This window comes from Microcoleus sp. K1-B1, from assembly GCF_036704705.1.
Lineage (GTDB): Bacteria > Cyanobacteriota > Cyanobacteriia > Cyanobacteriales > Microcoleaceae > Microcoleus.
In genome coordinates this window covers 1-11,827 of sequence record NZ_JAUBSH010000033.1, presented here as the reverse complement: position 1 = coordinate 11,827, position 11,827 = coordinate 1, and the positions used below count along the sequence as shown (strand labels likewise).

The following is an 11,827-nucleotide window of genomic DNA, read 5'->3' as shown; positions in this document are numbered from 1 at the left end:
GACAGGTTTCAAACTTTCGGCAAATACTTTTGTACTATCGTCCATCCTGTGAGCAACACAGTCACAAATCCCCCAAATAAAGCCAAATTAGTGCCGATGTGGAGGGGACGCGCCCAAGGATGTTGAGGACCAATTTGCAGCCCGCTTCCAACAGAAACCAACACCAAAGCCACAACAGCTAACCCCGCCGGTAAATGAGCCGAGTGACCCAAATTGCCGTACTCTCCTAGCGTACCGACTACACCAATTCCCAGCAGTAAAATTACCAAAGTTGCCATCCCCGCACCAGTGGCTAAATGAAAGGGACGCAGCCATTTTGGGCGCTGTTGCTTGGTACTCCTAGCGGCAAACATCCACGTTCCAGTAACGGCTAGCAACAGGTAAGCCAACAGGGAAACACCCATTGACCAAGCCGCTATTTTCCACAACCACAAGAAAGAAGGCAGATTCATCGGTTGCATCCCTAATTAGGATTTTCCACAAAAGGTTTCTTTCCGATTTTACCTGGACTTGAAAGCAAAAATGAATTATTTTGACAGAAAGTGCGAAGGAGCATCTCATATTTGTAAAAACACTTCTTCTGGCTCCTTGCTTCTGCCTTCTGCCTTCTGCCTCGCAGCAAGAGAGCCTCAAAACTCCAATTTCTAGCGGAGGGCTGCTTTCATTGAGATGCTCCCAAGTGCGATCGGACTATCCACAGATTGGATCAGTCTTACCTTGAAGTCAAACCCACTTTCTCCGATACTCAGCTTAATTTACGCTAGAGATTTGTGGCTCACCTTTTTAGGAACCACCTTTCCATTCTAGGTGGCTGGTTTTGCTCTCCATGAAAGGCATTTTATAAAACCCTAATTTTTGTTCTATGATTAACCGGAAAAAAGGCAGACCTTCAATCAAATATCTTTTCCACAACCTTCTCGGTTCACTTAACAGTCGGTACGCCCATTCTATACCGACTTCACTCATCCATTTGGGAGCTCTGGCTTTGCAACCAGCTTCAAAATCAATGGTTGCACCTACGGCTAAGAAAATTTTGACGTGTGTTAATTTGCTCCTGTATTTAACCAGCCACTTCTCTTGCTTGGGCGCTCCCACTCCTATAGCCAGAACAGTCGCTCCTGATTTATTGATCGCGTCAATTATTGTTTCACATTCTTCCTCATTTTTTTCAAAGCCAAAAGAAGGAGAAAGTGCTTCAACTACTATTTCTCTACCAATTTTTTGGTTAATTTTTTCCTGGGCTTTCCTAGCAATACCTTCAGCCGCTCCTAGCAAAAATATTTTAATCTTCTCGTTATCTTTGTGATACCTATAAAATGCAGGGAACAAATCAGAACCAGAAATTTTTTCTTTGAGAGGAGTACCCAAAAACTTGGAGGCATACATCAATATTTGACTGTCGCAGACTCTATAAGTAGATGTATTGTAAGCTTCATAGAAGTCGCGGTCATACTGCAACTTAATCAAGTGGTCTACATTGGGTGTAAATACGACACCACCTTCGCAGTCGAGTTTTTCAAACAACTCTGTGATTGACAAGTTATCTATCGAGACATTCAATAAATTAACTGTTTTCATTTATGATGCCCTTCCGCTTTATATTAAACTACAACTCAAACTATTATAACCCACAATTCAGTTTCGTGTTTTAACTACCTGGGTGCTTCAGTGAACATACTTTTATCAGTATATCCTCCTACACCCTGCCTGTCTAGTGAGGTTTTTTAAAGATTATGTAAAGAATCAGCTCGTTTTAGAAAAAGTGTATAAAGCCCATTTTAAAGTTTATAAGTCGCAACACAGTTTCAAGAAAAAAGCCATCCAGTGCTAATACTTGAAGCATTGCAAATGAATGTAAAAAAGAGTTTATGAGGTTAAAATTTTACCCTAGTGACAAATATCTGGCAACTTCGGAACTGGATTTCATCCAAAAGTGGTAGATTTTTTAGTTTTTGTCTCCAGGGAAGGCAAGATAGTCTCAAGCTTGAAGGGAAGCAGCGATCGCATTCCGGAAAATCATCCTGATTTTTGGTGCACCAGCGACTGTCTTCTTGGTGGCGAACTGGTTTTCTTTGCCTTAAGACTTTCTGGAGCTTTTAAGACCAGACCCGATATTCCTCCAGCAATCAGCGCAAAAATCGGGTTAGTCATAGCATTCAAAACACAGTCAAACACGTACATAGTTAAGGCTATTCCCAGGGTTGCCGCAGGTGCTACTTTGGGATTAGACCAGGTTCTGGCGGGATATTTGAACACGGAAAAGACGATAACAGGAAGTAACAAGGAAGAAAATAAACTAACCAAACCGACTACACCGTTGACGCCAAATGCAATAATCCATAAGCTGTCGGTGACTGAGATATCTTTACCGTACTCGTTATACACGCGGTTTCCGCCGGAATCTCCCCAGCCAAAAAGAAATCTTTGCCGCGCCTTTTCCCCCAATATCTCTTCATTGTCAAATCTAAACTTCAAAGAGGCGGCTCGTTCTTCGCCAAATACTTGATTGATGAATCCAATCACGTCTTGGCTCGAAAATTGACCCGATGCAGCTATGTACAGATAAAACACTATATATCCAATTATCAAGAGCAAGGGCAAAGAGGTGCGAAAGAACTTGGCAGAGAATAATATGAGCAACGCTATTCCAAATAAACTGTAGGCGCCAGTAGAACGGCACAGGAAAAAAGCGATAGTTAATATAATTGCTAAAGTCTTGATGTTACGGCCCATAAACTTTTTGAGCGCCCCAGTTTGCCACAGCCAAACAGCAATTAAGGCGGCTGTCATCATCCACAGGCCCACCATCAAACCGTGCTGCATAAACACGACTGGTCTCCACCCCCCCAAACGCCTGGCTTGACCCCAGTCATCAAAGGCATTGACGCCGTAAATCATTTGGTGCAGAAGGGGGCCCTTAACCCCTTCAACTAAAGTAAAAGGAATGTAGGCTAACCCACCTGCAAAAATCCCGATCGCCAATTGTCGCAGCCCTTCTAAATTACCCACATACAAGCGTCCTAAAAAATAAGGCAGACCCCAAGTAACGATTTGGTTGACAGTCGGAGAAATCGGGCTGCCGCCATTACTAAGTTGTGAAACAATTGGACACAAACAGTAAATTACTATTGGCACGTCCAGCCAACCGGGCTTAAAAGATGTGAGGCGTGCAGTATCGTAGATAAGAGTCCCCAGCAAAATGCCGTAGCAAGCTGCGGAGATTTTGGTATACGGTGGCAATGAGGGGATGGGATAAGAAGCTTGCGGCAAAAACAGCCACGCTACCACAAAACTTATAATTACTGCCCGCTGAGCCGGAAACCTCACAAACAGGTAACAAACGACTGGAATAAAGCCGAACATAGCAAGTGGGATTAATGCAACCATAGGTATTTTTTGGCAGTAAAATTGTAGAAAGACAACTCAAATTGCCCGATAAAAAATCTCGCTTAAACGATCGCCCAACCCCAATCTTTTAAATTAACCTCAATTTTACGTCTTGTTCGTTAATTGTGCCTGACGTTCCAAAGCAGTGTATAGTGCCGCCTCGAAGAGATTAGTTGCATCCTCCCAAGTATAATTTATCACCGTTTCCAAAGCAGTCTCGGACATGGCGCGCCATTCGGCATCAGGCAACTGACAAATCTGCTCGATCGCTTTTGCCATATCCTCTGGGTCTTCTGGCTTGACAAGTATGCCACCCCCGCCAGCAAGTAGTTCCGGAGCCGCACCAGCAGGAGTGCCGATGACTGGAGTGCCACAAGCCATAGCTTCTAAAATTGGCAAGCCGAAGCCTTCGGATCTGCTCGAAAACAGCCAAGCATCGCATTTGCTGTAAAATTCTTTTAGTTGGTCTTGAGTAGGTTCTTTATTATACTCAGTACCTTCAGGCAGCAAATCGGGAGGAGGACTACCGTGGCCAGAACTAAATGCAACTAAACGAAGGTTAGGAATTTTTTTAGCAGCTATAGAGAAAGCTTTCAGGGCAATATCGCAGCCTTTCCAAGGAGTTGTAGTATAGTACATCCCGACTGTAGGAACTAATTGCTTGCCTCGCGGCTGCTTCGCTCGCGACTGGGGGTCGTAAAACTGTTTGGTGTCCACCGTAGGAGGGACGAGAGATACAGACAAATCGCCGTATTCATTCCGAGCTATGTCTGCGAGCCACTGGGCCACAGCGATTTTGTGCATCGGCAGCCGCCAAGTTGCCTCTACTCGACCTTTTGGTACGTAGTCAAAAGCCTCATAATGTTGGAGAAAATATACTTTCGTTCCTTTGCTGGGAGAGAGTTTTGCCACCCACTCGGCAGTTTCCCACCAAGTAGCCATGACAATATCGGCATCAGGTACGTCAAGGTCAGTAATTGGACGGTTGGTTTCGATAACTCGACTTTCGACATCCACTTTGTCAAAGTGAGACTTTTGTGTCTTGGGAGCCGACAGCCAACCCCTACCCCTCAGCAGCGATCGCAATTGTTGGAGCAAAGTCGGTTGCGGCAGGGGCATAGAGACGATAAATATTTTGTGTCCTCGCTTTTGCAGCAGTTCTGTGTAGATAGATAACACCCTCATACCACCTGTAAGGCTCAGGGTAGGAAGGACAAAAGTAATTTTCATGAATAGATACGGAAGATGGATACTGGTTAAAACTCCTCCATAACAGAAAGTTCGCACTTACCGGCCTCTGTTTGGCTTTTCTGCGGGGTGCGGATCTCTGCAAGAGGCGATCGTCACTTGATAGTCGAGCCGACCTTACTTTGTCGTCAGGGACTTTTCCCAATTACAAATGGGGAGATGTTTGAGGACAAGACAAGTTTAACCTGTAACGGAGCCAGCCTTAAAACCTCCGTTGCACTCTCGTTCAGATTTTGGCAGATCAATTTATAGCCAGTATTCCGTCGTCGCTGCGGTCAGAATTCGTGTCGAGACTGCTGCGTAGAAAACAGGACACAGGCGATTTTATTTGTAGCAGAAGCACCCCAAAACGATATTCAGTTTCTCCCAATCCGGCGCCGAAAACGCCCGTAGCGCCGAATTTCAAATGGCAGCGCGGCACTTAGCATCCAACCGCAATTTTTTCGTAGGGAGAAAAGGAATCTATGTTAACGTCGCGGTTTTTAGATTTGTCTACAGCAACTTTCAATGCCGCTTCAAAATGATCCGTTGCATCTTCCCAAGTATAATTGTTCACCTTGGCATAGGCGGCTTCAGACATAGCTTGCCACTTGGAATTTGGCAACTGACAGATACGCTCTATGGCTTTTGCCATTTCTTGGGGATCTTCTGGTCTTACAAGTATGCCAGTACCGCCGCTCAAAATTTCAGGAGCAGCACCTGCTGGGGTACTGATGACGGGAGTGCGGCACGCCATCGCTTCGATAATTGGCAAGCCGAAGCCTTCTGAGCGGCTCGTCAGCAGCCAAGCATCGCATTTGCTGTAATAGTCTTTGATTTTGTCTTGGTCGGGTTGAATTACATACTCGGCATTGGCCGGTAGGGGCAATTCCGAGGATGGGGCCTCTGTACCGAAGGCAACCAGACGCAGGTTGGGGATCTTTTCTGCAGCTAGGGAAAAAGCTTTGAGGGCGATGTCGGTTCCTTTCCAGTAGATTGTAGAGTACATTAGGCCCACTGTAGGAACCGATTGTTTGTTGCGAGGACAGGCGTAAAATTGCTTGGTGTCCACGGTAGGGGGAGCTAAGGAAACTTCGCGATCGCCATATTTAGTCCGAGCTAGGTCAACTAACCACTTAGAGATCGTAATTTTGTGCATGGGCAGCATCCAGGTTGCTTCTACTCTTCCTTGAGGTAGATAGTCAAAAATTTCGTGGTGCTGGATAAAATAAGCTTTTGCTCCTTTGCTAGGAGAGAGTTTGGCTACCCACTCGGCGGTTTCCCACCAGGTGGCCACTACTACGTCAGCGTCAGGTACATCTTTGTCTTCTACGGGGCGGTAGCGATCGGTAATTTTGTGTTCTACACCTAAGTTATCGAAAAATGAGGGTTCGTTTTCAGGTGGGGAAATCCAACCCCCTCCCCGCAGCAGCGACTTGACTTGCTGGCGCATACTCGGCTGGGGACGGGGTAAAGAGATGACGAACACGGAGTGTCCTCGCTTTCTCAAAAGTTCTGCGAAAATAGATATTACTCGTATTCCACCAGTCAGAGACAGAGTAGGAAGAACAAAGGTGATTTTCATTTTTAAGTCCCGCTGACGACTTTTACTCACTTTCGGCGCTGCTACCAGCGCTGATGTTAGAGCCCAAAAGGAAAGAGGGGCGGGTGAATATTAATTACCGCTTTCCTGGTGTTTACATAGAATGCAACCGAGCGACTGTTCGCAACACCCCAATATCTATCTGCCAAAACTTCACTGTCATTGCATTGATAATAAGGATTGATGTGTTCGCGAAACAGTTCCTATAGGGATAATTTTCAGGTCAGGGAAAGTTCCTCCTGAAGATAGATACCTCATCAAATAGGAGCTTTGTTCGCGACAAACATCAAGCTCGACAACACCCTCTGTTCAAGATAACATCATTTACGCTCCAACAGACAAGGATGTACGGTAAACCGAATATTAGCCAACTTTTCAGGTGGGGATAAAGGTAGCATTAGTAACAATATTCAGTAGATTAACCTCGCCTTTGGCAAAATTTTATACTGGATTCAAGAGGGGAATTCTTACCTTGAGAATCTTGATTGCCCCCTTGAACTAACAGAGATAAATACCAATCAGTGGCTGGGATTTTTTGGGAACTGTGCTGTTGGTATTACTGGACACAAGATCCTATTTTTTCAAGATTCAGAGAGGGTGGTTTTCTCAGATACCTGCAGGGGCGCGATCGCCCGAATCACCGTTGTGGACGCGCGAATGAGGGCATAAACCCTGTTTTTCAAGCGATATACCTCGCCCTCAGTTTTCGTGTATTCATAAAAAAACCTGGTTGAGGCGTCCACTGTTTGAAAAAATAGGTTTCCCAATCGTGCTACAGAACATAGAGTTTCACCGATATAAATTTAATTAGCAGCATGAGTTTTAAATTTGTTAATAAAAGGCGATCGCCTGAAAAAGTTCCCAAAAGACACTGCCACTGGGGCGCAGAGTATATGTAGCGTTCCTGCCCAATTCCTGTCTAAGTAATTACCGTAACAAAACTTGAGTAGCAAATTATCCAATGACCCTATAAAGCTCAAAGGAATACTCAAGGTGGATCAGCCTATATCGTGCAAACTTTGACTCCTAAGTAGTAGCAGCAGCTTCGTGGAATGTATCAAGCGATTTCGCGTACAAAAAATTTCATGTTATGAAAGCATCATTTTTCCTAAGTTGGCAATTCCAGATGACAATCGGTGTGATCTTGGGGCCCGGCCGCCGATGCTGGTAGCGATATGTTGGCCAGTTTTCAAGCAGCTAAAATTATGCGATCGCAAGCAAAACCAAAACTTGAATTAAAAGCAGATTCCTTGACGGAAAGCATCTTCCGATGGGAAGATATGAACGTTCGATTATTGCACAGCATCAGTCAAGAGCCCAGTACAATCAGCATCAATGCCAGCAAACACTTGTCGCTGCTAGTTGGCATCAACTGCAGCTACAGCCACATATACCTTGCCGAAGCTTAAAATTTATCAGGGTACATTATCGCCTGCGGCAGTGGCACGCCGCCCGGATGATGGGGGAAGATATTAGTCGGGAGTGCGAGTTGGGAAAAGGGTCAATTTTTACTGTATAATTGCCGACGATAGTCGCTAAAAAAGCAGCTAGTTAAAGAGGATTTGCCAACCAATAATTGCCAAGGCTAAATCTGCGATCGCGTGGCTGATATAACTCGGCCAAAGCGAACGGTAAGTTAGATAAGACTGAGACCAAATTATCCCGGCGGTGAAGACAGCTAAGGAACCTAAGATCACAGCCTGCCAGTCGCTGTAAGCTGCTATTACAAAAATGTGGTGGATCGTGAAAAATAGCGAACTCAGAAATATTGCTTTTGTTCCCGGTATGAGAATCTGGCATTTCTTGCAGACAAACCACCGCCAAGTAAATTCTTCAATCAGCGAGTTAACCAGCACAAAATATGCTTCTACAATCAAGTAAATATTAGGGCTGCTAATACCTAATTGGTGAGATTTTTCTTGAGCAACTACAGGATCGATCCAGTGCTGGCCAAAAAGGCTATAGATACCCAGAATTACCGCAAACATGAATATTCCCCAAATAGATCCAGCCAGCAATTCTTGGCGCTTCGGTAGGGATAAACTGAGCTTTTCGCGATCGACAAAAACAGACCACGCGATCGGAAAAACTAGCAACCAAACTTGACAAAATACTGAGAGTGTTTGTCCCCAGCTTTCAGGGGCAATATACAAGGCTGCTATGATACCGATACTAGCGGCAGGGACAAGCAGTGTTAAAGCCAATAGTGCTGAGTTGCGATCGCCCATGTCCAACATTTTTCACGCTTTATTACAAAATTGGATGAAGATCAAAGGTAAAAACTTGGCGAGGGCGGGCGAGTTATACCACTTTATAGAAACAATGCAACTGTATGCCCAAATTCCCAACCCTTATGCAGTCAGTCATTCTCAATTTTTTAATATAAAATATAAAAGGGTAGAATTTTTGTGCAGCTTATAAAAGTGGTGCTTATTTGTGCCACATAAAAATATGCAGTTGCACAAAATAGAAGACTCCGCCGCTAAAGCTGTTCCGGTTGCAACAAAGTCTTTATTCAAGCACTATTTGAGAATCTATTTGCATTTACCACTCTCAATACCATAATATAATCTAATCCCTAGTAGCTGTGTATTTTGGCTGAATGACGATCGCAATTGATTTTGGAACTAGCAACACCGTCGTCGCTCGCTGGAATCAAGCCCTCCAGCAGCCCGAAACTTTGAAATTACCGGGATTGTCGGCAATCTCGGCTCAAAATCCGCCCCTAATTCCCAGTTTACTCTACGTTGAGGACGCTGCTCAAAGTAAAGTCATACTCGGTCAGCAAGTCCGCGACAAAGGCCTGGATTTGAGTGGAGATTCTCGGTTTTTTCGCAATTTTAAGCGGGGAATTGGCACTTCTGTTCAGGGTTTTGTGCCGGAACTTGACGGGCAACTTATTACTTTTGAACAAGTAGGTGAGTGGTATTTGAGCCAAATTGTAAACTCAATTCGCGAACTGCCCTTGCCGATCGATTCTTTGATTTTTACTGTGCCTGTAGATAGTTTTGAAGCTTACCGTCATTGGTTGGGCAAAGTGTCTCAATCTCTGCAAGTAGAACAGGTGCGGATGTTGGACGAACCTACGGCGGCTGCTTTGGGTTACGGTTTAGCCGATCGCGAAAATCTGTTAGTCATTGATTTCGGTGGCGGAACTCTAGACCTTTCTTTGGTGCGTTTGGACGCTTCCTCCAACAAAAAGCCCCTCGGTTTTATTCTTAAGTGGGGCGAAAAGCTATTAGCTGAATCTTCAGCGCAAAAAACAAAAGTTGCCCGGGTTTTGGCTAAAGCCGGACAAAATTTAGGCGGTTCTGATATTGATAATTGGCTGGTTGACTATTTTGTTCAAACAAAAGGGCTGGCAAAATCTCCGATTACAACGAGATTGGCAGAACGGTTAAAGATTCAATTGTCTTTGGTGAATCAGGCAGTTGAGGTTTATTTTGATGACGAAAATTTTGAGAGTTACGAATTAGAATTAGACCGAGCTCGTTTTGAATCTATCCTCGCGGAACATCAGTTTTTTGAGAAACTCGACGACTGCATGAATCAAGTATTGCAGCAAGCGCGCCGCCAAGGCTTAGAAATTGGCGATATCGATGCAGTTTTGCTAGTTGGCGGTACTGTCCAAATTCCCGCTGTTCAGCGTTGGGTGCAGCAATATTTCGAGCCGGCAAAAATTCGCTGCGACAAACCCTTTGAGGCGATCGCCCAAGGTGCTCTGCAACTGAGTCAAGGCATAGAAATCAAAGATTTTCTCTATCACAGTTACGGAATTCGCTACTGGAACCGCCGCGACAATTGCCACAGTTGGCACAGTTTAATCAAATCCGGCCAGTCTTATCCGATGAGCGAACCGGTAGAATTAGTCTTGGGGGCTTCTTTAGAAAGTCAGCCAAGTATAGAATTAATTATCGGCGAATTGGGAGCGGAAACTGGCGGCACAGAGATATATTTTGACGGCGACAGGCTAATTACTCGCCAACTCGCGGGTCAAACATCGGTACAGCCCTTAAATGATAAAGATGGAGCTCGCAGCATCGCTCAATTGACGCCGCCTGGGTATCCGGGGAGCGATCGCATAAAAGTTTTGTTCCGCGTTGACGAACAAAGGTTTTTGCGAATTACCGTGGAAGATTTGCTAACAAATGAAACCTTGTTAGAGGATAAACCCGTGGTGCAGCTAAGTTAAGGATAGACTTTAGATAATTTGGTTGATAATTCTGCTCTTGAAATCGCTGCATTGAGTCAGACTTTCGTCCGAGCAGAGGGGGGCTAAGAAATTACTGGTTTACTGGTTCCCAGGCTCTTCCTGGGAACCAGTTAGTTTTTGGAGATGTCTATTGGAGACGACAACCTATGCAGATATTTAGGTTTATGGCTGCGTAGGATTGACTTGGCGACAACTTTCGGTATACATTTTTATTTAAAATACTCTCGAATCACAACCGTCAGTCTTTCATTGTAGTATCAAGATTTACATTAACCCCAATCCTCGGAGATTAACAGGTATGAGTACAACTCCCGGCTTACCCCTCTGGGTGCAAGATAGAGAAGAAGTTCTTAAACAGGATGATGGAGTAGAATGGCGGGACGGCAATCGTCCAGACTATTCTCGCACTAATGCTTTCATGGCAAAGGAAAGGAAACACAATCATGCCGAAGGGTCTTTGAATGCGATCGCCTATAACCTGGTGAGAACATTTGAAATGGAAGCATCATTCAAAACCAATCCCCAACAATGGATCTCTGTAGTTACGGATAAATTCCGTATGAGCACTAATGGAGGAAAAGAATACACAGCCCAAGAAGTTGTAGATCAGGGAACCTATAATCTCTTTCTAGAAAACTCAGACTACTACCGCGCCTCTGATGAAACCTTTAAATCCTCCTACAACCTGTTTCACACAGCTTTTCCCGATGGCTTTCACTGGGAATTAGTCGAAGTCGTTGCAGGGCCTCCTAGCGTTGTGTTTAAGTGGAGACACTGGGGTATTTTTAGTGGAGCTTACAAAGATCATCAAGGGACAGGAGAAACTATTGAAGTTATTGGTCTTAGCATTGCTAAAGTCACAGAGGATTTAAAGATTGAGTCTGTAGAACATTTCTTTGACACCAATAATTTCTTAACAAACTTAACGAGAGGAGGCTGTCCCGTAAGTCATTAATCAAAGGAAGAAATCATATCGTTTCCGGTGGAATCGGAATCATACATAATTGTTCGAGGTGCGGTGCAAGCGTCTCGCTCGCTATAATTAGCGAAAGCGAGCGAGACTATCGCTTTCGCTGTTTATTTCAAATAGATTCCTCTGTTGATGATGCGGTACATATTCTGTGGGGAGACGACGGCATATATAATCTTTTTTATTTCTAAATCATAACTTATCAACTTAGACTTTACTGATGTTTGGTACAATTGGGCTTGTGCTTGAAAGCAGCAGTTAATTAAGCTCACCTAAAAAAACATAATACCCAGAGCCCCGACTTCTTTAAGAAGTCGGGGCTCTAACAGATTGAATAGCGTTCGACTATGCCGATACATTTTTGCTAACGTTTGCTAACAAACACATAAGTCAAGAGAGTTTCTTAACAAAGGCGTATCAACCAATG

Annotated in this window: 9 protein-coding genes; 3 read left to right on the top strand and 6 right to left on the bottom strand. The window is 44.4% G+C overall.

What is annotated here, in order from left to right:
- Nucleotides 1–8 precede the first annotated feature (8 nt).
- The 5 genes from QUA83_RS14415 to QUA83_RS14395 form a co-directional block, all read right to left on the bottom strand.
- A complete protein-coding gene (locus QUA83_RS14415; protein WP_333293785.1) occupies nt 9–452 on the bottom strand; it encodes a DUF4079 domain-containing protein in 444 nt (147 codons plus the stop codon).
- A gap of 331 nt (nt 453–783) precedes the next feature.
- On the bottom strand, nt 784–1,578 hold the full coding sequence (locus QUA83_RS14410; RefSeq protein WP_333293784.1) for a WecB/TagA/CpsF family glycosyltransferase: 795 nt from the start codon (nt 1,576–1,578) through the stop codon (nt 784–786).
- Nucleotides 1,579–2,016: 438 nt separating this feature from the next.
- The gene (locus QUA83_RS14405) at nt 2,017–3,387 is read right to left on the bottom strand and encodes an O-antigen ligase domain-containing protein (protein WP_333293783.1); all 1,371 of its coding nucleotides are present in this window, start codon (nt 3,385–3,387) and stop codon (nt 2,017–2,019) included.
- A gap of 105 nt (nt 3,388–3,492) precedes the next feature.
- Nucleotides 3,493–4,617 (bottom strand): glycosyltransferase family 4 protein, encoded by a 1,125-nt coding sequence (locus QUA83_RS14400; protein WP_333293782.1) that lies wholly within the window; start codon nt 4,615–4,617, stop codon nt 3,493–3,495.
- 439 nt (nt 4,618–5,056) lie between these two features.
- Nucleotides 5,057–6,199, bottom strand: coding sequence for a glycosyltransferase family 4 protein (locus QUA83_RS14395; protein WP_333293781.1), 1,143 nt, complete (start codon nt 6,197–6,199; stop codon nt 5,057–5,059).
- Nucleotides 6,200–7,392: 1,193 nt separating this feature from the next.
- On the opposite strand from QUA83_RS14395, the gene QUA83_RS14390 reads away from it, so the two are divergent.
- Nucleotides 7,393–7,626: a hypothetical protein gene (locus QUA83_RS14390; RefSeq protein ID WP_333293780.1), complete on the top strand. Its 234-nt coding sequence runs from the start codon at nt 7,393–7,395 to the stop codon at nt 7,624–7,626.
- Nucleotides 7,627–7,764: 138 nt separating this feature from the next.
- Here QUA83_RS14390 and QUA83_RS14385 read toward each other — a convergent pair whose 3' ends face one another.
- The gene (locus tag QUA83_RS14385) at nt 7,765–8,445 is read right to left on the bottom strand and encodes a CPBP family intramembrane glutamic endopeptidase (RefSeq protein WP_333293779.1); all 681 of its coding nucleotides are present in this window, start codon (nt 8,443–8,445) and stop codon (nt 7,765–7,767) included.
- Nucleotides 8,446–8,819: 374 nt separating this feature from the next.
- Between QUA83_RS14385 and QUA83_RS14380 the strand changes: the two genes are divergently transcribed.
- Together QUA83_RS14380 and QUA83_RS14375 are read left to right on the top strand one after the other, a co-directional pair.
- Complete coding sequence (locus QUA83_RS14380; protein WP_333293778.1) at nt 8,820–10,409, top strand: Hsp70 family protein; 1,590 nt, start codon at nt 8,820–8,822, stop codon at nt 10,407–10,409.
- Between the two features lie 319 nt (nt 10,410–10,728).
- Nucleotides 10,729–11,385, top strand: a complete 657-nt coding sequence (locus QUA83_RS14375) for a SnoaL-like polyketide cyclase (RefSeq protein ID WP_333293777.1) — start codon at nt 10,729–10,731, stop codon at nt 11,383–11,385.
- Nucleotides 11,386–11,827 lie beyond the last annotated feature (442 nt).

Bases quoted from the DNA above. Each gene is read 5' to 3' on its own strand.
- QUA83_RS14410 (WP_333293784.1), bottom strand. From the start codon at position 1,578: ATGAAAACAGTTAATTTATTGAATGTCTCGATAGATAACTTGTCAATC.
- QUA83_RS14375 (WP_333293777.1), top strand. From the start codon at position 10,729: ATGAGTACAACTCCCGGCTTACCCCTCTGGGTGCAAGATAGAGAAGAA.
- QUA83_RS14405 (WP_333293783.1), bottom strand. From the start codon at position 3,387: ATGGTTGCATTAATCCCACTTGCTATGTTCGGCTTTATTCCAGTCGTT.
- QUA83_RS14390 (WP_333293780.1), top strand. From the start codon at position 7,393: ATGTTGGCCAGTTTTCAAGCAGCTAAAATTATGCGATCGCAAGCAAAA.
- QUA83_RS14415 (WP_333293785.1), bottom strand. From the start codon at position 452: ATGAATCTGCCTTCTTTCTTGTGGTTGTGGAAAATAGCGGCTTGGTCA.
- QUA83_RS14385 (WP_333293779.1), bottom strand. From the start codon at position 8,445: ATGGGCGATCGCAACTCAGCACTATTGGCTTTAACACTGCTTGTCCCT.
- QUA83_RS14395 (WP_333293781.1), bottom strand. From the start codon at position 6,199: ATGAAAATCACCTTTGTTCTTCCTACTCTGTCTCTGACTGGTGGAATA.
- QUA83_RS14400 (WP_333293782.1), bottom strand. From the start codon at position 4,617: ATGAAAATTACTTTTGTCCTTCCTACCCTGAGCCTTACAGGTGGTATG.
- QUA83_RS14380 (WP_333293778.1), top strand. From the start codon at position 8,820: ATGACGATCGCAATTGATTTTGGAACTAGCAACACCGTCGTCGCTCGC.